Origin of the sequence: Halobacteriovorax sp. RT-2-6 (genome assembly GCF_047085025.1) — a bacterium.
In the GTDB taxonomy this organism is placed as follows: domain Bacteria; phylum Bdellovibrionota; class Bacteriovoracia; order Bacteriovoracales; family Bacteriovoracaceae; genus Halobacteriovorax_A.
The window spans coordinates 1-20,314 of sequence record NZ_JBKIYH010000002.1 but is presented as its reverse complement, the minus strand read 5'-3'; the positions used below and the strand labels follow the sequence as shown (position 1 = coordinate 20,314).

The window sequence follows — 20,314 nt, the reverse complement described above, 5'->3', positions numbered from 1 at the left end:
AAAAACAACTTATTTAAGTCCATCTTATCAAATATATAGGTGGAATCACACCTCTAATCCATAATATTTATGTAAGATCGACTTTTATCAAGCTTTGTAGGAAAATGATTTCATGAGTGAACATGATACTGAAATTAACTTAAAACGACTTAAATATATTGGCTCTTTACGTGATGAGTCGATCACATCTCTGATTGAAGCACAACTTCTGCGTGAGGGGATTCATATCACAAAAGAATACGAGAACGATTTCTATCACTTATTTGTTGTGGATATTAATCAATTGCAACAGGCCCGTGACGTTTATCGTGTCTACATTGGTGGGGCAAAGCCGTCTAAAGTCGACGAGAATTGGCAGTACGTTCAGTCTTTAAGTATGGGGCCTGCGACAATTATTATATTGGCCTTATGTGTAATTGTTTTTATTTTTGGTTGGATCTTTAAAAATGAAAACCTTTACTATCTCTTTCTCTTTTCAACTTCAAAGGTTGATGCTTTTGCAGATATCAATCGTGGAGAATATTGGCGTCTACTTTCTCCGGCCTTTATTCATTTTGGCTATATCCACATCTTCTTTAATATGCTTTGGTGGAAAGAGCTTGGTAAGCTTATCGAAGTAACTAAGGGAAGTGTCTTTCTTGTCTTACTATTACTATTTACCGCAATTACTTCAAATATTTTACAAGCAATAATGTCGCCGGGGATGTTCGGCGGGCTCTCTGGTGTAGTTTACGGCCTATTGGGATTTTTATGGCCTTACTCAAGACTGAATCCAAATTTCAAGTTTAAGCTTCCAACTTCAGATATTGTACTTATGGTAGGATGGCTTTTCTTAGGCTTCTTTGATGTCTTTAATTTTAAGATGGCCAACTGGGCCCATGGTGGTGGACTGGTAAGTGGTGCAATTTTAGGTGTTATTTTTGCTTTGATGGATCGAAATAAGAGAATTCCCCAACCTTAAGTTTTCCAAGCTTTACGTCACCAATAGCAACTCGAATAAGTCTAAGCGTAGGAAAGTCTACGGCCGCACACATTCTGCGAATTTGTCGGTTACGTCCCTCTGAGATGCGTACTTCAATCCAAGATGTTGGAATCGACTTTCTTACTCGCACTGGAGGTACTCGCTCTTCAATTTTAAAATCCGCAAGTTTTTTTACTTTGGCAGGCTTTGTCTTGTAATTTCCTTTAATAACAACACCACGTTTAAGCTTTTCAATTGCCTCTGTCGTAATATCGCCATCGACTTGAACAATATAGGTTTTTTCAACCTTGCTATCAGCATTTGCCATTTGGTTCTTATACTTTCCATCATTTGTTAGAATAAGTAGACCTTCACTATCTTTATCAAGTCGTCCGACAGGATAGACTTCCTTAGGTAGTTTATAATCGATAAGGCTTAACTGATCTCGATGATCTTTTCCAAATTGGCAAAGAACATCGTAGGGCTTATTGAAGATGATATACTGGTTGTCTCCATTACTAGAAAGCTCTTTAAAATTCTCAAGTGAAAATGGAGCTTCTACTTTTAAGTTAATTTCTTCATTTGAAAATTTATCAAAAAATCGAAGCTTATAGGCACATAGTCTTTGTCCACTTTGGTCTTTTGAATTTGAATAAATTGGATCACCATAAATCGGATGGCCCATATGTTTTGCATGAGCGCGAATTTGGTGCTTTCGACCTGTTAGAATTGTAAATTCTAAAAGTGAATACTGCTTATTTGTATCGATTACCTTGTAGTCAGTAATGGCCTTTTTTCCACCTGAATTTACCACGGCCATCTTTTCAATATGTCCGACACGATTAGCTTTTAAGAAGTTCTCAATTCTTCCTTCTTGCTCAGAAAGTTCTCCGCTACATATTGCTAGGTAGCTCTTCGTTATCTTATTTGGATCGTGTGAACTAAAGAGTTCTTGTAGATACTTATTCGCTTCTTTATTCTTTGCAAATAAAAGAATTCCCGACGTTTCCACATCAAGTCTGTGGGCCAAAACGAGATACTGGTCTTTTCCATCTGCTCGATTCTTCAAAAAACTTGCTAATGCATCTGTACAATTGTCTCTAAAACGATCGAGAGTTTTATGCACAGGCCAGCCGGCCTTTTTAAATAAGGCAATATAATTACCATCCTCGAAGATGATATCATTGGCCGATAGACGAATTTTAATTCTTTTTTTCACTGAAAGTATTGTATCATGTTTAACATGAACGATTTACCAAATTCTGAAGCATGTGAAAGAAATAAAGGCCCCATTCTAGAGGTGATTAAACCTTATCTAGAGAGTTGTGAAAGTGGAGAATTCCTAGAAATTGGCTCTCTAACTTGTCAGCATAGCGCTCACTTTGCAAAGAGCTTTTCTCAAATTGATTTTATTACATCAGAAATTAGAGAAAACCAGAATGTCCTTAAAAAGTGCCTAGAGCATTACAGTAAGAACTTAAAGAATCTCAAAGGTCCTCTGACTTATGAAGCCGGTTTTAATAAACTTGAAGCAGGTAAGAAATTCTATTACACAGCAAATACTTTACATATTATGCCTTGGAAGGCCGCAAAGACCTTTATTAAGGATTTGGCCCAAGCAATGGATGAGAATAGTACTTTGTTTATTTACGGCCCATTTAAGTACCATGGAAATTTCACTAGTCCTTCAAATGAACAATTTGATACTTACTTAAAAGAGAGAGATTCTCAGAGTGGAATTAGAAATTTTGAAGATGTTTGCAATAACTTCTTAAAGAAAGGTGTCTTCCTAAAAGAAGATATTGCAATGCCAGCTAATAATCAGTTACTAGTTTTTACGAAGTAATAAGATTACATTCTCTCTGGTACTTGGATTCCTAGGATACCAAGGCCCGTTTTAATAATTTCACTTGTTGCATACGCCAGCTCAAGTCTTGCTTTTTTAAGAGACTCTTCGCTCGAAGCAATTGGGCAAGCTGCGTAGAAGCTATTAAATAACTTTCCAAGCTCAAATAGGTAAGTCGTAAGTAAACTTGTCTTATTCTGCTCATGTGCTTTTGTAGCAACATCATTAAATAGTGAAAGTTTTTGTAAAAGTTCAAATTCCTTCGTTTCAACAATTGAAGATGCATTTGAAAGTTCAAGCGCTTGTGCCTTTTCGAATCCTTGCTTTGATAGAAGTGAGTTAATTCGAGCATAAACGTATTGAAGATATGGGCCAGTATCACCATCAAGCTTTAACCACTCATTCATATCAAAAACGATTTTACGATTGTTATCAATTTTGATCATTCCGTACTTGATCGCACCGTTTGCAATCTTAGTCGCTGTTTCATCAATCTCTGATTGGCTCCATTCTCCAGCATACTTATTTAAGTAATCTTCTTTGATCTTAGCTTCCATATTGTTTATTAGATCAGTAAGGGCAACAATATTTCCTTTACGAGAACTCATGGCACCATCTGTTAGCTCCACCATTTCATATGGAAGGTGATAGCAGTCTTTTGCCTGTTCAAATCCTATATGCTCAAGAACTTTAAATACTTGTTTGAAGTGAAAGGCTTGGCGAGAGTCAACGATGTAGATATTATTTTTTACACCGTATTCTTCAAATTTCTTAATTGCAAGGGCCACGTCTTTTGTTGAATAAAGTCCTGTTCCATCAGACTTGATTAGAATACAAAAACCTAGCTTATCTTCACTTAGATCCATTCCAATAGCACCATCATCTTTTACGAATAGACCTTTCTCATAGTATTCGTTACAGATCTTTAGTGATGGAGCGTCCATTTCAGATTCAAAGAACCAGCGATCAAACTCAACATCTGCCCAAGCATATGTCTTCTTCATTAGATCAATCGACCACTGACGAGTCTCTTTCCAAAGATCGAAGAATTCACCTTCTTCAGCATGAAGTTGTTTTAGGATTTCTGTAAGCTTTGCGCGGTTATCGTCTTCTTTATCTGAGCCAAGCTCATCTTCTAGCTTTGTATTTGCTAGAGTGTAAATACGGCCAAGCCATTCTCCCTTATTCGTTTCAGGAATTGTGTCTTGGTTATGATATTTTAAGTACCATAGACATTTTGCAACGTGAGTTCCAGAGTCTCCAGGATAAGTCACTGGATGAACATCAACGCTACAATACTGTTTAATTCTTACAAGAGCATTTCCAAGACATAGATTTCTCATATGACCAACGTGAAGCTCTTTGTGAGTATTTGGCTGCGAGTACTCAATCATTGTTTTACCTTCGCCTTTAGTTAGCTCTTTTTTGAAGAACTCACCTGAGCGAATTTCACTGACTAGATTTGCAAAGTATGCATCAGCTGTAAGTGTAAAGTTTAGGTATGGGCCTTGTGCTTTAAGGTCTTTTATAATCGAAGCGTTTGCTTCAAGATCAATTTGTTCTAAGATTGCAGCAGCGATTTGTGGTGGCCCTTGCTTAAGAGCTTTGGCGAAACGAAATACTGGAAAAGCGTAGTGGGCCATCTCAATATTTGGCGCCTGTCCAATTGAGGCATAAATATCTGCTCTTTCAAACTGTGCATCTGGGTAAGCAGTCGAGAATGCATTTTCAAGGATATCAGTAAGCTTTGTTAAAATTGTATTCGTTTCCATTAATTAATCACCGTAATTTGCTGCGCTGCAGTTTAGTATAAGTATGTTATCATCATATTATAATAAATAATTTACTAATTGTTTAGGAAAAGTAATTTCATATGTTCATTTCTACTAGACTTCTAATGATTATATTTAGCTCAGTGTTAATCGTAGTAGCGCCAATTGGAGACACTATTGCCGACGATGGTATGACTCCAATTGAAGAATTTCAAAAAAAGCAGCTAAAAGAGCGAAAAGAAGCAGAAGACTTTCGTAAATACAATACGGAGTCCAGTATTGGTGATGGACTTTTTAAAGGTTCAAATCTTATCTATCTTTGTGGTAAGGATCGTAGGCACTACGCCTGTGTGAATGATCTTTCCATGCAAAATTGTGAGCGTCGTAAAGATATGAAATGTATGTTTATACAAAAGACTAAAGGCCAAAGGGAATGCTTCAAGATTCAGTCTGAGCTTATGCTTAAGTCGCGTATTGATTCTTATTGTAAAAATTAATTAATCTCACGATACATTAGGATATGTCGTCCGATTCCCTCAATTTCAAATTCGTCTTCAAAGCTTTCAAAACCTAGCTTTTCGTAGAAAGCTCTTGCTTCGATACGAGCATTGCACCAAATAAGGTTACAAAAGTTTTGCTTAATAATTGGGAAGGCGACATTAAGTAGCTCTCTTGAAAATCCTTGTTTTCGATAACTTTCAAGTGTTGCCATACCTTGTAATTGATATTGATTATCAATATTAAACTTTGGGTTTGGATTAAAATAAAAAGATGCCACAGATACGAGATTATTTTCGACGAAAGCACCTAAGTGAAAAGTATCGGACTCGTCATCAGCAACAAATTTATAACTAGATTCATTGCCATCTATACCTAGAACTGAGCGTCGAATTTTATATGTATCTTTCAAATGGATTCTTTTTACAATCATAGAGGGAATTTATACCAAATAAATGAAATTTTGTCACAATAAAGAAATATAAGCTTATTAATTGAGTATTAAACTTTAGAATTTAGTTTTTTTTACTATTGTGACAACAATAATTATGGGAAATAGTTACGTTATCTTTATAATAGATATATGAAGTTTAGTATAATAAAAATCCAAAAGGCCGTGGCCGATTTCTTCCATTTTCTAAATCAAGAGTTTTCTAAGCTTATTGCTCATATTGATGAGTTCATATTAGCGTGGCCAATGCGCTCTTTTTTTATCTTTCTAGCGATAATAATAATCGCTCGAGTTATGTTCTTTTTAGCAAGAACATATCTGTTAAAGAGAAGTGAGAATCAGATACAGGCCAGAAAGTTTGTCTTTCGTTTCTTTGACTTTAATCTTTACTATCTATTCGCCTTTAGCGCTCTTGATGTTTTTAATCTTTATCTTTTGAAGTTTCAACGAGAGGACTTTCAACTTTTTTTACACGTCTTCAGAAATATACTTGTTCTCTACGTACTCTATATTAATATCGGTTACTTTCACAGTTTCTTACGTTTTAATTTTCAAGTTTATTTTAAGAGAGTAAATAAGGATTTTGTTAAGGACAGCAAGAAACTTCGCTATATTATTACAATAACAACTTTCTTCTATATTCTCTTATATAATTTATTTTCCGGCTTTCTTGGTCACAATATTATCACGATTCTATTCTTTGTTATTTATACAGCGATCCTACTTCGCTATGAGAACTATGCGCAATTGATTCTACCTAAAATTGTACCGCCTTCAATGTTACTCACTCAAAAGCATATTTCTAATCTTGTCATTAGATATATCTTGCCAGTTTTCTTATACATCTACACACTTCTATATTCATTTTACTTAATGTTCTTCTTGGCAAATAACGACAAGGAGTGGTCAAAGAACTTACTTTCAGGCATTTTAGAACAGCATCTAGAAAGTCTAAGAGATGAGGTCTTCACAGAGTATGAAGTACCTGACACCTATCTTGATATATTTAAAAGAGAAAGTGATACCGAAATTGTCAGAAAGCCAGATCCTGCTGTGATGGCCTATGAGCGTATTGATAGTTGGCTTAATGGAACAAGTAGTTCATATCATTTGGCATTTTCTGGAGAGTCGGGAAGTGGAAAGAATCATGTCTTGGATAAAATCTTAAAACGATATTCTTCAGTAACATCTTTCAAATTGGATATTAATGAAAAAATTGTTGAAGAATCTGTTCTTTTAAAAAGACTTGAAAACTTTGTTGGTAATGGTGATGAAGAAGAAAAAAAGTTCGTTATCATTAAAAATGCACATAATCTCTTTTTATCGAAATTTAATGGTTTTAAGGCATTTGACGCCTTTTTTAAAGTCATTAATAGTTCTTCTAAAAATGTCTTTTGGTTTACTGTGTGGAATAGTAATTCACTAAATTTAATTAAGCATATTTATAATAAGTATGAATTGTCTTCAGATACCATCCATATAAGGCCATGGAGTAAAGAAGAGCTTATGCAGTTGATTTTAAAAAGACATGAACCAACAGGTCTTGAGATCAGATTTAACGAAGAGCTTTTTGAAATTATGTCGCACTTTGGAGCAGAAAGATCAATTGAAAATGCTCAGGATATTTACTTTAGAATCTTAGCAAAACAAACTGGTGGAAATCCTCAGGCAGCAGTTAACACGTGGCTTAAGTCGATTTCTCACGTAAATGACAAAACAATTGAGCTGCACCTCCCACAACGTCGTCCAATTCATGAAGTTGAAATCTTGACTGATGAATCACTATTTGTTTTTTCAAGCATCCTATCTCATGAGCACCTTAGCTTTTCTGAGATTGTGGCGACAACAGACCTTAGTGAAAAAGTTGTTACCTATGCTCTCAAAACAGGCTTTGGGAAGGGAATCCTAAGTAAGGATGGGGATTACTTTCACATTAGAAAAGATTGGTTAGTGGACATCAAAACAATCTTACGCAAGAGGAATTTTATCTATGAATGAAACAGTAACTGATACAATTGCTAAAACGCAAAAAATGGCCAGTATTTTTGATTCTGTTAATCCTGAAATGATTCTAAGTCTTGTCATGGGTTTTCTAACTCTTTTCATTATTGTAAGAATCGTCTCTTGGTCCCTACAGTATTTAGCAATTAAGATTCCGTTTTATCGCTTATCAATACTTCAATTAAATACAATCATCACTCACATGATTTATATCTTTGGTACTTTTTGGTTACTTTACGTAACCCTAAACCCAAGCCAAGAAATGATTTATGCATTTATTGGGTCAGGTGCAGTGGCTATTGGCTTTTCACTCAAAGACCTTATTTCTTCTATTATTGCCGGTATTATTTTAATTTTTGATAAGCCATTTCAGGTAGGGGATCGAATCCAATTTCGCGATAACTATGGTGATATCATCCAAATCGGACTACGTTCTGTACGTATTCAAACTCTTGATGATTCGACAGTAACAATTCCCAATAATTTATTTCTTAGTGAAAATGTCGCTTCAGCTAATTCGGGACAACGAGATATGCTGGTTTGTAGCTATTTTTATTTTAAAAATAATTGCGATATTTCACGTATGATATCACTACTGGAAGAAGTTACATCAACTTCTCGTTACGCTTATTTAAAGAAGCCTTTAAAAGTTATAGTGTCGACGGAAAAATTTGAGCACGGTATTGGAGTGAAGGCCACGGTTAAGGCCTACGTGCTTGAAACAGTTTATGAGAAGGCTTTTGTTACAGATATTACAAAGAGATTTTATGAGGCATTAAGAGAAGAGGAGCTTGCCGATCAACTGCTTTCTGAGTCATAATTTAGACTAATTCTGCCAAAGATAAGGAGTTGATATGGAAATGGAAATCTTTTTTCGCTATTGTGGTGTTCTAGGATTGCTTTATGTCGGTGTTACACTAAATGTAATACGTAATCGCTGGAAACATCGTGTAGGTCTAGGACATGGAAAGGTGTCTGATATGAACAAGGCCATCAGAATTCATGGAAACTTCTCGGAGTATATTCCTTTTATTCTTTTATTAACTTATTTTGCTATCGAAAAACAGATGATCTCTATGACAGGAATTCATGTACTTCTTTCAGCACTTATTATCTCAAGAGTATCTCACTTTATTGGACTTACAAAAAGTGCTGGTACTTCATTTTATCGTTTTTTCGGTACCAGCGTTATTCTTATTGCTTTAATCGGTATCAGTATTATTTTATTACGTTAATACAAATATCAAGATCGCCTAGGGTGTTGCGAACATCCTGGGCAGTCATTGAATAGAAGAGATCTTTTAGCCTCTTATGGATTTCTCCACTTGTTTCAAATCTTTCATCATCTGTTGAATCAAACTTAAATGCTTCTTTAAAAGATTGCCAAAATTTTTCTTCAACACATGCCATGACGACAAATTCACGGTCACTTGTTTGATAGATATTGTAACAAGGGTAAAGTCCGTTGTGTAAGAACTTATGATCAGTTTCTCGAATTGATTTTGGCCAGAAAGCATCAAAAACTTCTTGAGTTGATTCATATAGATAAGACTCAATGATTTGAACATCTTTAGTCTCTTGTGCCTTAAACATTGCTCCTAGTAGATCAAAGGCCATTTTCTGACCAAAATTAATACCTGCTAGTGGCAAGAATGGAGGGGCCACATCTTCAATTGAATTGATATTTCTTAGGTGTAGACTTAGAAGTCCCGTCATTGCTAGAGCATTTAAATCGTGCATATGATTCATATGCTCTTTTGATGCCTTTGGGATAACAATTCCATAAGAGTTCTTAACAGTATTTTCGATTGTTTTAATCGAAATTCCAAGCTTATCTTGAATCTTGCCAGGAATTCCCATAATAATTCCATCTGCTTCAAATACTAACTTTTGAATCTCTTTAATATCTTCTTCACTTTTAAAATCGAAGCGTTTGACTGTTTTACACTCATTTAATTCTTCGTACCATTTTGGAAATGAGTTATCCATTTCAGCGAATAGTCCATATATGAATGGGTCTTTAAACTTTGAATCTTCAATTTTAATGACATTTGCACCAAGGCCCGCAAGAAGTTTTCCTGCTAAAGGCCCTGGTAGTCGATGTGAAAAATCTATAATTGTTTTTCCGGCAAGTGGCTTTCCTTGAGTGTTACTCATTAACTTCGCCCTGTACGTGATTTGGTTTTAAAGTCTCAATGAAATTATCTAAACCTTCTCCAGTCATTTCGCATTCATTTGCACCACAGATTTCCCATCTTTGTCCCTTGTCTTCTTGGAAGTCAAAAACAAACCTTGGAAGGAAGTAGCAAATAAAGCCAGCGAACTCTTGGTTTTGAAGCCACTCTTTTGGGCACTTGATCACTTTGTAAGCATTTGCTGGATAGCTGAGTGCTCTTAGACCTTCACCAGATCCCGCAGGATTTTTTAGAACATCTTGAGTCGTGTTTTCCATTAGAGGCTTGATTTCTTCAAGCATATCAATGTCACCAAATAAAACACTTGCACGTCTTACTAATTTAATAAGAGTTGAAACAGGTGACTTGAATGACTGGTCAAAGCTTGTGTAGTTTTGATTTGGATAAAGTTCCGCATCGTTGTCTCTTAGAGCACGTGTTTTAAGACGGCCGTCCACTAAGAATTCTTTTAAGATAAAGCCTAACGTGTCTTTTAGGTTTGCTTTAAAGACAGGGTTTCCACTTAGCTCGTATATTCTAAGTTGTGCTTCTGCAAAAAGAACATAGTCTTCAAGAAGAGATGCACCAACTGGACGAGTTGTTGTGTGACGAAGACGCATTCCATTTGGAGTCGTCTCTAGAAACTTCTTATATGTTCCTTCGACAACACGGTTAAATAACATACTAGCTGCATTTCTAATTGCTGGAACCTGAGTGTATTGCATAACATCTGATAGGGCAGTGATCATGTGGAAATTCCAACTTGCTATCCCTTTATTATCAGTCATTGGTGGAATACGAAGCTTTCTTTCATTAAGAAGTGCTTTTTTAGCATTTCTAATGAGCTCCCAAGACTCAGTTGTGAAAATATCTTTCGCCTTATCATGATTAATCGTAAGAACATTAAGCCCAGAATCAAAATTACCTTTTTGTGTAACTCCAAACCATTCTTTTAGCTTGTCTAGATTCTTTGTTAATGACTCATCTTCAGTATCAAAGCGCCCTAGAGCATCTTCAAACTCTTGCTCAGTATATGTGAAGTATAGACCTTCAACACCTTCACTATCTGCATCTTGAGCAGAGAAGAAAAAGTTTTCTTCTTCATTAAGCATTTCTGTTTTTAGGTATTCAAGTGTATTAAAAATTCCATCAAATACTAAAGGTGATGGGTAGAGCATACTTGTCTTTGCAAGAAGCTTTAGGAGACCAGCTTGATCATAAAGCATTTTCTCAAAGTGTGGCACAGTCCACTTATTATCTGTACTGTAACGGTGTAGTCCACCACGTACTTGATCGTAAACACCACCCATTAACATTCTTTCAATTGACTTAATAATGTGTTCACCATGTTCTTTTTTTACAACACCTTCAAGCATTTGTTCGATGGCCCACTCATAGAAAGCTAATTGTGGAAACTTAGGTGCTTCACCAAAGCCACCGTTTTCCTGATCTTTGAATTTGTCTAGAACATCAAGAACTGAGTTTGGATGTGGAAAGTGTCCCTGGAAGTCAACATTTTCTGGTGAGATAAAGCCTTTCTCAATTGCATCAAATGCTTTGTTCGCATTTTCAGTAACGGTAGCATTATCTTCTTTATATGCTCTCACTAGTTCAGTTAAAACTTCCATAAATGGAGTTGCTTTAGCTTTGGCCTCTTTTGGAAAATACGTTCCAACAAAAAATGGCCTTAGGTTTGGAAGTAGGAAGGCACTAAGAGGCCAGCCACCACCATTAGTGAATAATTGGCAGGCTTGCTGATAGTAATTATCAATATCTGGGTGCTCCTCTCTATCAACTTTGATATTGATAAAGTTTTCATTGAGATACTTTGCTGTTTCTTCATCACAAAATGATTCTTCGGCCATTACGTGACACCAGTGACAAGAGCTGTATCCAATTGATAGAAAGATCGGTTTATTTTCTTCAGTTGCACGTGCAAGAGCCTCCGGACCCCATGGGAACCAGTGAACTGGATTGTCTTTGTGTTGTTTTAGGTATGTTGATGATTCATCTTTTAATCGGTTAAATCCAATATCTGTCATTCTTACTCCTCAAATTTATATATCTATTATGCGTGAAATATTTAAAAATTAAAGGATAACCTCCCAAAATCCTGTAATTAAATGAATGTTTTTGAAATTATTTCTTGCGCTCTGCATTATAATTTTATTTTAACTAGACGAGTAGGTTCAATAGCGGTAAAAGACCTTCATATGAAAGCACCGAGTGAGCGATATAGCTCGCATCTTGAACATTTTAGTACTTTTTGTACGAATACAAAATCATGGTTCACGCTAGGACTTTGTGCCTTTGCAGTCGTGCTTTCTTTCGACTTTTTATGGACACCGACAAGCACAAACTTCCGCGATCTTGGTATCCTTTCATCAATTAATTCAAAAAATCAAAATTTCACTCCTTATAATAGTTATAACTTTAAAGAAACGAATCCATTCTTTAAAAGCTTGCATCTAGGCTTTCTTTCATCAATTGATAAAAAGACGCTTGAGGATACTTTGATTGCTCATATGGAGCATCCAATAAACGTAAGAGCAGAGAAGTATATTTCTTCACTTCTACATTTTGCTGAACAAAGACAACTTGATCCATTATGGGTTATCTCTATTGCTTGGACTGAAAGTCATTTCAATCCAACTGCACAAAGTTATGTGAAGGCCCAAGGCCTAATGCAGATCATGCCTAAAACAGGGGTTTTTCTGCATAAGCTTTTAAAGAGATCCCTCAATCAAGAAGATATTATTGAGATTCTTCGTGTTCCTCACGTAAATATGGAATTAGGTGTCTATTATCTTAGTCGTCTTTATAAGAGATTTGGTCTTTATCGCTATGCGACGGTTGCTTATAATATGGGGCCAGGCTTTGTGAGGCAGCGTCTGCGTTTTAATCGTCCAGTTGGAACAAAGAATGTTTATTATGACAAGGTGAAGAAGAATTATAAAAAACTTCTGGCCGCTGTTGAGACTTTAAATAAACGTTCACGTTCACTTGGCGTTGAGTCAATTCTTCATAAGAATAACCACCAATTCGATCTTGATTACTACTTAGGGATGGATCTTGTTCCTAGTTCTGATGAAAAAATTGCTAAGAAAGAAATTTCTAAATCACGCTTAGCGAAAAACTCGTAATTCATTGAGTCATCTTTTCAACTTCAAATAGCTATTAAAAATTGCTATATTCGTTCCTTATAAATTACATGAATAAGGAAGTTGTATGACATATTCATCAGTTATTGCAATTGATGGCCCAAGTGGGAGCGGAAAATCAACAGTAGCTAAGTTGTTGGCCAAGGAGTTAGGTATTCTATATATCGACACTGGAGCTATGTTTCGCGCTTTAGCCTTTGCTGCAAATGAGAAGGGAGTCGATCTTCATAATCATGGTGCGGTAGAATCATTCTTAAAAGATATTAAACTTGAATACGGACAAGCTGATGCACTTGTAAAAGTGGATGGTGTTGATTTATCTCAAAAAATTAGAGAGCACCATGTTTCAAAACTTGCTTCAATCATTTCTCAAATTCCTGTTGTAAGGACAATGCTTTTAGATTTTCAACGCTATATTGCAGATGAAAAAGTATGTGTTATGGAAGGGCGTGATATTGGATCAGTTGTTTTTCCAAATGCATTCATTAAGTTCTTTGTTACTGCTTCAATCGATATTCGTGCTCAAAGAAGATTTGACCAATTAATTGAGAAAGGTCAGCACGATATTGATCTTGAACAACTAAAGCGTGATGTGAAAAAGCGTGATGATAAAGACATGGGTAGAGAAGTTGCTCCACTTGTAAAAGCGGATGATGCTACTCTTGTTGATACTAGTGAGATGGCCATTGATAAGGTTATTTCGACTCTAAAAGAAAACGTACAAATTCGCGCTAAAGAGGTTGGTATAGCGTTGTGAAATATTTAATCAGTCGCACAGATGCCATTGGTCAAAATATCTTAACGATGCCAATGGCCCAGGCCATAAAAGAAATGGATCCGAATGCGACTGTTGCTATAATCACATCTCCAACTTCTGTCATTCTCTATAAAGACCACCCTTATATCGACAAAGTTTACGTTCTTGATAAGAAGAGGTCATACCCATTTAAAGTAAAAAAAGCACTTCAGGTTTTTAATGAGTTTAAGCCAGATGTCTATCTCTATGCAGGTGGATCACAAACACCAAACTTTGTGGCCTGGCTAAAGAAAGTTCCTTTTCGTGGCGGACACCTTGCCAAGTGGCAGGCCAATTTCACTTTAAATCGTGGAGTTCGACAAATTCGCTCTGAAGTGGAAGGGCATGAAACTTTCTATAATATAGAGCTACTTCGTGATCTTGATAATTTTACTAATATAGAACATCGAGAATTCATCCCTGAGTTCAACTTTACTGTTAATGAGAATGATTTTAATTCATTTAAAGAGTTAATTAAGGGAGAAGGTCTTGATCCAGAAAAAGAAATGGTCTTTGTTCATCCTGGAGTTTCTAATGATAATTTGTCATGGCCGGCCAAGAATATTGCTACTTTCATAAAGCGTATAAATGGTATTTATCCTAATCGTTTTAATTTTATCATTTCTCATATTCCTTCAGATCTACGCTACGTAAATCCTGTTAGGGAAGAGCTTAGAGATTATGATGATCAGAATATCTATTACTTTAATGGCAAAAGACGTGGCATTGTTAACTTTCTAAATATTCTAAAACACGCTACACTTTTTATAGGACCTAACTCTGGGGCCACACATATGGCCGCTGTTCTTGGTGTTGATTTAGTTGGAATTTTTTCACCTATTAAAAGCCAATCATCACTTAGGTGGAAACCTAAAGGGGATGCGCAGATCAAGACGGTCACTCCAAACGTAGTTTGTGGGGAGTCTGACAAGTGTGCCGGAATGGATTGTCCATACTATGACTGTATGGCAAAGATCGAAGAAGACAGAGTAATTGAAATTGCAAAATCAATTTTAAATAAATAACGGAAATATTATGACAAAATTAATTTCACCTGAACGCTTTAATGCAATCATTACAAATCTTAACACGATTAAACCAATTCTCGTTGTGGGAGACGTGGGAATCGATAAATACACATCTGGTGTCGTCAATCGTATCTCACCTGAAGCACCTGTTCCACTTCTTGAAGTTCAAAAAGAATGGCAAAAACTAGGGCTTTCAGCAAACGTTTCGGAGAATTTAAAAACTCTTGGTGTTAACTCAACTTTATGTGGGGTTATGGGTGATGATGCTAATGCAAATGTTTTAGAAGATCTTCTTGAAGAAGCGGGGCTTTCAACTTGGGGAGTTGTTCGCTGTGATGAAAGACCAACTGTTTTCAAGGAAAGAATTGTAACAGATCATCAACAAATTTGTCGTATTGATTATGAGTCAAAGAAGCCTATTAATGCTGATGTTGAAAAAAGGTTAGTAAGTCGTATTAACGAACTCAAAGAAAATCATGGTGCTTTAATACTTGAAGATTATTCTAAAGGAGTGCTTACTGAATCTTTAATTTCACGTTTAGTTAGTGAGTTTAAAGAGTCAAAGAGCTTAATTGCTGTTGACCCTAGTCGCACAACTCCGCCGCTATATTATAAGGGTGTCTCACTTCTTAAACCAAACCATCTTGAAGCAAAGCTTATGGCAAATCTACTAGGATATGCTGGGGAGCTTCAGGTTGAAGATATTGCTGAAATTCTAGTTGATAAACTGGAGTTAGAAAAAATTATTATTACTCTTGGTGCTCGTGGAATGGCCATGCTGGACACTCTTGGTGATGGTAAATTGCACATGATCCCAACTGTTGCCAACGAAGTCTATGATGTTTCTGGAGCAGGGGATACAACAATTTCTCTTCTTGTTGCCTGTCTTGAAGCAGGAGCAAGTCTTGAGGAAGCCGCTTGGATTGCTAACTGTGGAGCGGGTGTGGTTGTCGGAAAAGTTGGTACAGCTACAGTTAATCTTGAAGAGTTAAGCAATTACTACAATGTTTTAAAAGAGAAAATGAAGTAGAGTGAGCGATTTAAAACCGGCCACTCGTGCCCTCGCTTTCTTCAGTGTTCTTTATCAAGAGGACAAGATTGGTCCAAGTGAAATCATTAATTTACTTGGGCCACAGTACTCTGATCCAATACTATTCACACACGATTTTTTTCCAATGAAAGACTATTACAGCAAAGAAATGGGGCAGAATCTCAAAAGATGCTTTTTCTTCTATCCTGAGCTTATTGAGAGAACTAAATTAGTTGAACTCAAAAAATATTGTGATGCACTTGAAAAGCAATATCTCTTGGATAGCGCTAGGACTTTTAATATTGATCCAGGGCTCATCTGCTTGGATCAGGTCCTTCTTTCGAGTGGCAAGCCTTACTCTCATCGTATCTATTTAGGAGAAGGAGTTTTTGCTGAATTGACCTATCAATTTCAAGGTAAAACTTACCAAAGTCTTTCTTGGACATACCCCGACTATCAGCACCAAGAGATCATTTCAAAGTTCAATTGGTTTCGCTCATTTTTATTGGTACTTTAAACACCCCACGTCTTGCTTTTTCGCACACCGCATGAAAAACTCCCAAGGTTATTATTGAACGTATACAAATCGTCGAAAATAGGTGGGATTATGATTGATAAGCTAAATGAAGCTTATGGGAAGTTTCAAACAGAACTTGAAACACTAAGTGCACAGCCAGATGTACTTTCACTTAAGTCTAGTTACTTAGGGAAGAAGGGCGCTGTATCTGAAATTTTAAAGTCGCTTAAGGATGCTACTCCTGAGCAGAGAAAAGAAATTGGGCCAGTTGCCAATGAGATTAAGCAAAATATTGAAGGGCTTGTTGCAAAGAAGCTATCTGAGATTGAGCTTGCTGAAATTAATGAAAAGCTAAGTAAGAATAAAATCGATATTACTTTTACTGACGCAGTTAAGTCTAAGAATAATAATCACGGCGGACTTCACCCAAGAACTCTTGTGCAACAAGAGGTTGAAGATATTTTCTTATCAATGGGATTTGAGGTTTTAGATGGCCCACATGTTGAAACAGAGTTTTATAATTTTGAGGCCCTAAATATTCCTGGTGATCACCCAGCTCGTGATATGCAAGATACTTTCTGGTTTAGAGATGAGAAATCTCCGGAAGGCAATAAACATCTTTTACGTACACACACTTCAACTATTCAAGTACGTGGGATGATGTCTCGTAAGCCACCATTCCGCTTCATTGCTCCTGGAACAGTATTTCGTTGTGAAAGAACTGATGCTTCTCACGAGATGGTATTTCAACAATTAGAAGGGATGATGGTTGGAAAAGATATTTCTGTATCAAACCTAATTTACTTCATGAAAGAAATTCTAACTGAGATCTTTAAGAAAGATGTCGAAGTAAGGCTTCGTCCTGGTTACTTCCCATTCGTTGAGCCAGGTTTTGAACTAGATATCAAATGCCAAGTTTGTAGCGGAAAAGGGTGTTCTGTTTGTAAACAAGTTGGTTGGGTAGAGCTTCTTCCATGTGGGATGGTTCATCCAAATGTTCTTAGAGCAGGTGGAATTGATCCTGAAGAATATAATGGTTTTGCATTTGGGCTTGGTTTAGATCGTCTTGTTATGATGAAGTACGGAATCGATGATATCCGCCACCTTCAGTCAGGTGATCTACGTTTTAACTCACAATTTAAAGAATATTAGAAAAGTTTTAAGGATAATATATGTTAATTAGTATCGATTGGATTAAAGACTTCGTAAAAGTTCCAGACTTAGATGCAAATGAAATTGGATCAAAATTTACTCTAGCAACTGCTGAAGTAGAAGACGTTCTTTCTGTTGGTGATCACCTCGAAGCAATCACTGTTGTTGAAGTTCTAGAAAAAGAAAAGCACCCTGAAGCTGATAAGTTAAATCTTGTTACTTTCACAAACGGAAAGGATAAGTTTCAAGTAGTTTGTGGAGCTGCAAACGTTAGAATTGGAATGCGCACAGCTTATGCTCCACTTGGAATCACTCTACCAAATGGCCTAACACTTGAGCCTAAAAAAATTCGTGGTGTTCTCTCTGAAGGAATGCTTTGTTCTGAAGAAGAGCTTGGTTTCGCTGAAGATTCTGCCGGAATTATTGAGCTCGATAAAATGTTTGATAACCCAGAGCTTGGCACAAATATGCTAACTCTTTTCAATCAAACAAAAGATATCTTATTAGACGTTGATAATAAGTCTCTTACTCATAGACCAGATCTTTGGGGTCACTATGGAATTGCTCGCGAGTTTGCGACAATTTTTGATAATGAATTACAAAAACCATTCTGTGTCGATTGGGCAGCTAATTTAAAAGCAAAGTTTTCAACTGATGCAGCTCCTATCAAAATTAAAGTAGAAGAAGGCACAAGTTGTCTTGGTTACTTTGGCCTTAGCGTAGATAATGTTAAAGTAGGAGAGTCTCCTGCGTGGATGAAAAGACGACTGCAAGCAGTAGGTCTTCGTCCAATTAATAATATCGTTGATATTTCAAATTACGTAATGCTTGAACTTGGTATTCCTCTGCATATCTTTGATCGCGAAAAGATCAAAGGTGACACTGTTGTGATTAGTGCTCTTAAGTCAGATTCAGAGTTCACAACTCTTGATGAAGAAAACAGAAAATTAGTTGCAGGCGATACTGTAATTGGTGACTCTGAAAAGCCTCTTGTTCTTGCGGGGATTATGGGTGGTTTAAATAGTGGTGTTGATGAAAACACAACGAAAATTTTCATTGAAGTTGCAAACTGGAAGGCCGCAGAGGTTAGAAAAACTTCAACTCGCCTAGGTTTAAGAACTGACTCTTCTTCTCGATATGAAAAAACTCTTGATTCTCTAATGCTTGAGAGAACTCTATTAAGAACTCTTGAGTATGTATTAAAAGAAAACCCTGAAGCTAAAGTCGTAGGTGATATGCAATACGATGGGCCAAATCTTTTAGAGATTAAGCCCATTTCGATTCCATCAAGTGCTGCTAAAATTAATAAGGCCCTTGGTAAAGAAGTTTCTTTTGATGAAATGAAGAGAATCTTCAATAGTCTTGATTTTAATATTGAGGGAACAGCTGAAAGTTTTGTTGCTCATATTCCAAGTTATCGTGCAACTAAAGATATTGAAACAGGATCTTGTCTTGTTGAAGAAATTGGACGTGTTATTGGTTTCGATAATATTGCTCCTGTTTCACCAAAGCTTGATATTGCTCCAGTTAAGTTAAGTCCTGCTCAGAAGCTACACCGCCGTATGAAAAACTTTATGGTGAATCATGCTAATGCATTTGAAGTAATGACATACCCTATGATTGGGCCATCTCTTCTTAAGAAGTCTCTATATGAACACAAGGGTGGATTAGAGTTAATTAACGCTCTTTCAAAAGATGCGTCTCTTATGCGCGAATCATTAGCACCTTCTTTTCTTGAGGCCGCTTCTCAAAACGCAAAGAATTCATCTGCATTTAAATTCTTTGAACTAGGTCGTACATATCACGCAAATGATAAAGACTTTGTAAAAGAGGAGAGTGTATTTGGTGCGCTTTACTTTGATAAAGAAGCAACTCCATTCATGGATCTTTTAAACGATACTACTCGCTTACTTGATTGCTGTAATGTTAACTATCAGTTAAATGAACGTAATCCTAAGTTTAAGAGTAATGCTATTGATGAAGAGTGGGCAGGTATTCATCCATTTGAATTTTATAACTTTAGAATTCAAGGAAAGATGGATGGTGTAATCTTCTCTGTTCATCCTCTAGTTCTTAAGCAATTTAAGATTAAAGGCAATGTTTCAATTGCACTTATTAATATGAGCGCGTTTGAATCACGTGAGCAGAAAGACAAAACTAAGTATCAACCATTAGCGAAGTTTCCTGGTTCAACATTCGATTGTACTGTAGAAGTAGATACTAACGTTGCAGTAGGTACTATTTTAAATAGTCTTTCAAAACTTAAGATTAAAGAACTTGTTTCTACTTCTATTGCAGATATCTTTGTTCAAGATAATAAGAAGTCTGTAACAGTAAGAAGTGAATTCTTAGATCCTAATAGTACTTTATCAGGAGAGTTCATTACTGAAGCTTCTAATAAAGTAATAGAGACGTTAGAAAAAAACGGATTTCCTCTAAAAAAATAGGTTAAATTTTTTACATAGTAACCGATGATAGAAGGCCACTCAGAGAGTGGCCTTTTTTATTTTCATTAACTTTCGAGATTTCAGAGGGTTACGTTTTTAGTAGAAGTTTAACCTACTGCTAAAATTAAGTATGATTAATAATCTATAAGTATTTAATATTGTTATTAAAATTTATGAAAAAAAAGTTAATAAAAAGTAAAAAAAGTATTGACGAAGTTATTCGGGTTTCATAATATGCCCCTCGTTCCAAACAACAAACGAAACAAAAACAACGTTGCAAATAACGACATTGAATTTTTTTCTTTAATTGTTAAAAAAGACTTTACATGTTGAACATGAACATATAGTCTCGGACAGCTCTTTAGACATTCAAATAAAGTAATAAAGATTTGCTACTTAGGTGGCAAACAAGATGAGAAGAAATCCAAAATAAGTTTTAAACGGTTTTTGAAAGATCTGACGTAACTGAATCATTGAAGT

General features: G+C 36.0%; 18 protein-coding genes. 13 read left to right on the top strand and 5 right to left on the bottom strand.

What is annotated here, in order from left to right; all coding sequences use genetic code 11:
* The first annotated feature begins 112 nt into the window (after window positions 1-112).
* The gene (locus tag ACMAYS_RS08540; RefSeq protein ID WP_392992302.1) at window positions 113-961 is read left to right on the top strand and encodes a rhomboid family intramembrane serine protease; all 849 of its coding nucleotides are present in this window, start codon (window positions 113-115) and stop codon (window positions 959-961) included.
* Here ACMAYS_RS08540 and ACMAYS_RS08535 read toward each other — a convergent pair.
* Entirely contained in the window at window positions 915-2,180 is a 1,266-nt protein-coding gene (locus ACMAYS_RS08535; protein WP_412463096.1) for a pseudouridine synthase, read from the bottom strand. The two genes, ACMAYS_RS08540 and ACMAYS_RS08535, sit on opposite strands and share 47 nt — an antisense overlap.
* Before the next feature lie 24 nt (window positions 2,181-2,204).
* Between ACMAYS_RS08535 and ACMAYS_RS08530 the strand changes: the two genes are divergently transcribed.
* Window positions 2,205-2,807, top strand: coding sequence for a DUF938 domain-containing protein (locus ACMAYS_RS08530; RefSeq protein WP_158246940.1), 603 nt, complete (start codon window positions 2,205-2,207; stop codon window positions 2,805-2,807).
* Between the two features lie 5 nt (window positions 2,808-2,812).
* Here ACMAYS_RS08530 and argS read toward each other — a convergent pair whose 3' ends face one another.
* Window positions 2,813-4,579: an arginine--tRNA ligase gene (argS, locus tag ACMAYS_RS08525; RefSeq protein ID WP_103219025.1), complete on the bottom strand. Its 1,767-nt coding sequence runs from the start codon at window positions 4,577-4,579 to the stop codon at window positions 2,813-2,815.
* A 101-nt stretch (window positions 4,580-4,680) separates the two neighbouring features.
* Between argS and ACMAYS_RS08520 the strand changes: the two genes are divergently transcribed.
* Entirely contained in the window at window positions 4,681-5,076 is a 396-nt protein-coding gene (locus tag ACMAYS_RS08520; RefSeq protein WP_103219024.1) for a hypothetical protein, read from the top strand.
* Here the strand turns inward: ACMAYS_RS08520 and ACMAYS_RS08515 are convergent.
* Entirely contained in the window at window positions 5,073-5,510 is a 438-nt protein-coding gene (locus ACMAYS_RS08515; protein ID WP_392992295.1) for a GNAT family N-acetyltransferase, read from the bottom strand. The two genes, ACMAYS_RS08520 and ACMAYS_RS08515, sit on opposite strands and share 4 nt — an antisense overlap.
* A 150-nt stretch (window positions 5,511-5,660) precedes the next feature.
* Between ACMAYS_RS08515 and ACMAYS_RS08510 the strand changes: the two genes are divergently transcribed.
* From ACMAYS_RS08510 to ACMAYS_RS08500, 3 genes are read left to right on the top strand one after another with little or no spacing between them, the layout of a single operon-like run.
* Window positions 5,661-7,526 carry a hypothetical protein gene (locus ACMAYS_RS08510; protein WP_412463095.1) on the top strand — a complete coding sequence of 622 codons (1,866 nt, stop codon included), beginning with the start codon at window positions 5,661-5,663 and terminating at the stop codon, window positions 7,524-7,526.
* Window positions 7,519-8,349 carry a mechanosensitive ion channel family protein gene (locus ACMAYS_RS08505; protein WP_103219021.1) on the top strand — a complete coding sequence of 277 codons (831 nt, stop codon included), beginning with the start codon at window positions 7,519-7,521 and terminating at the stop codon, window positions 8,347-8,349. Before ACMAYS_RS08510 ends, ACMAYS_RS08505 begins: the two co-directional genes overlap by 8 nt.
* 34 nt (window positions 8,350-8,383) lie before the next feature.
* On the top strand, window positions 8,384-8,764 hold the full coding sequence (locus ACMAYS_RS08500; protein WP_103219020.1) for an MAPEG family protein: 381 nt from the start codon (window positions 8,384-8,386) through the stop codon (window positions 8,762-8,764).
* On the opposite strand, the gene ACMAYS_RS08495 is transcribed toward ACMAYS_RS08500, so the two are convergent.
* Window positions 8,748-9,686, bottom strand: coding sequence for a CoA transferase (locus tag ACMAYS_RS08495; RefSeq protein ID WP_392992288.1), 939 nt, complete (start codon window positions 9,684-9,686; stop codon window positions 8,748-8,750). The two genes, ACMAYS_RS08500 and ACMAYS_RS08495, sit on opposite strands and share 17 nt — an antisense overlap.
* Window positions 9,679-11,745 carry a thioredoxin domain-containing protein gene (locus ACMAYS_RS08490; RefSeq protein ID WP_103219018.1) on the bottom strand — a complete coding sequence of 689 codons (2,067 nt, stop codon included), beginning with the start codon at window positions 11,743-11,745 and terminating at the stop codon, window positions 9,679-9,681. The genes ACMAYS_RS08495 and ACMAYS_RS08490 overlap by 8 nt, the downstream gene beginning before the upstream one ends.
* A gap of 171 nt (window positions 11,746-11,916) precedes the next feature.
* Here ACMAYS_RS08490 and ACMAYS_RS08485 point away from each other — a divergent pair, with 171 nt between their 5' ends.
* The 7 genes from ACMAYS_RS08485 to pheT all read left to right on the top strand — a co-directional run bounded on the left by ACMAYS_RS08485 (window position 11,917) and on the right by pheT (window position 19,834).
* A complete protein-coding gene (locus tag ACMAYS_RS08485; protein WP_158246939.1) occupies window positions 11,917-12,846 on the top strand; it encodes a lytic transglycosylase domain-containing protein in 930 nt (309 codons plus the stop codon).
* An 85-nt stretch (window positions 12,847-12,931) separates the two neighbouring features.
* Window positions 12,932-13,621: a (d)CMP kinase gene (gene cmk / locus ACMAYS_RS08480; protein ID WP_103219016.1), complete on the top strand. Its 690-nt coding sequence runs from the start codon at window positions 12,932-12,934 to the stop codon at window positions 13,619-13,621.
* Window positions 13,618-14,685: a glycosyltransferase family 9 protein gene (locus tag ACMAYS_RS08475; RefSeq protein ID WP_103219015.1), complete on the top strand. Its 1,068-nt coding sequence runs from the start codon at window positions 13,618-13,620 to the stop codon at window positions 14,683-14,685. Before cmk ends, ACMAYS_RS08475 begins: the two co-directional genes overlap by 4 nt.
* Before the next feature lie 10 nt (window positions 14,686-14,695).
* Complete coding sequence (locus ACMAYS_RS08470) at window positions 14,696-15,718, top strand: bifunctional heptose 7-phosphate kinase/heptose 1-phosphate adenyltransferase (protein WP_103219014.1); 1,023 nt, start codon at window positions 14,696-14,698, stop codon at window positions 15,716-15,718.
* 1 nt (window position 15,719) lies between these two features.
* Window positions 15,720-16,235 (top strand): DUF4416 family protein, encoded by a 516-nt coding sequence (locus ACMAYS_RS08465; RefSeq protein WP_103219013.1) that lies wholly within the window; start codon window positions 15,720-15,722, stop codon window positions 16,233-16,235.
* Between the two features lie 90 nt (window positions 16,236-16,325).
* Window positions 16,326-17,387 (top strand): phenylalanine--tRNA ligase subunit alpha, encoded by a 1,062-nt coding sequence (gene pheS, locus ACMAYS_RS08460; RefSeq protein ID WP_103219012.1) that lies wholly within the window; start codon window positions 16,326-16,328, stop codon window positions 17,385-17,387.
* 20 nt (window positions 17,388-17,407) lie between these two features.
* Window positions 17,408-19,834 (top strand): phenylalanine--tRNA ligase subunit beta, encoded by a 2,427-nt coding sequence (gene pheT, locus ACMAYS_RS08455; RefSeq protein WP_412463094.1) that lies wholly within the window; start codon window positions 17,408-17,410, stop codon window positions 19,832-19,834.
* The last annotated feature ends 480 nt before the right edge of the window (window positions 19,835-20,314 follow it).

Bases quoted from the DNA above. Each gene is read 5' to 3' on its own strand.
- ACMAYS_RS08530 (WP_158246940.1), top strand. From the start codon at position 2,205: ATGAACGATTTACCAAATTCTGAAGCATGTGAAAGAAATAAAGGCCCC.
- ACMAYS_RS08510 (WP_412463095.1), top strand. From the start codon at position 5,661: ATGAAGTTTAGTATAATAAAAATCCAAAAGGCCGTGGCCGATTTCTTC.
- argS (WP_103219025.1), bottom strand. From the start codon at position 4,579: ATGGAAACGAATACAATTTTAACAAAGCTTACTGATATCCTTGAAAAT.
- ACMAYS_RS08515 (WP_392992295.1), bottom strand. From the start codon at position 5,510: ATGATTGTAAAAAGAATCCATTTGAAAGATACATATAAAATTCGACGC.
- pheT (WP_412463094.1), top strand. From the start codon at position 17,408: ATGTTAATTAGTATCGATTGGATTAAAGACTTCGTAAAAGTTCCAGAC.
- ACMAYS_RS08490 (WP_103219018.1), bottom strand. From the start codon at position 11,745: ATGACAGATATTGGATTTAACCGATTAAAAGATGAATCATCAACATAC.
- ACMAYS_RS08485 (WP_158246939.1), top strand. From the start codon at position 11,917: ATGAAAGCACCGAGTGAGCGATATAGCTCGCATCTTGAACATTTTAGT.
- cmk (WP_103219016.1), top strand. From the start codon at position 12,932: ATGACATATTCATCAGTTATTGCAATTGATGGCCCAAGTGGGAGCGGA.
- ACMAYS_RS08520 (WP_103219024.1), top strand. From the start codon at position 4,681: ATGTTCATTTCTACTAGACTTCTAATGATTATATTTAGCTCAGTGTTA.
- ACMAYS_RS08495 (WP_392992288.1), bottom strand. From the start codon at position 9,686: ATGAGTAACACTCAAGGAAAGCCACTTGCCGGAAAAACAATTATAGAT.
- ACMAYS_RS08540 (WP_392992302.1), top strand. From the start codon at position 113: ATGAGTGAACATGATACTGAAATTAACTTAAAACGACTTAAATATATT.
- ACMAYS_RS08500 (WP_103219020.1), top strand. From the start codon at position 8,384: ATGGAAATGGAAATCTTTTTTCGCTATTGTGGTGTTCTAGGATTGCTT.
- ACMAYS_RS08470 (WP_103219014.1), top strand. From the start codon at position 14,696: ATGACAAAATTAATTTCACCTGAACGCTTTAATGCAATCATTACAAAT.
- ACMAYS_RS08505 (WP_103219021.1), top strand. From the start codon at position 7,519: ATGAATGAAACAGTAACTGATACAATTGCTAAAACGCAAAAAATGGCC.
- pheS (WP_103219012.1), top strand. From the start codon at position 16,326: ATGATTGATAAGCTAAATGAAGCTTATGGGAAGTTTCAAACAGAACTT.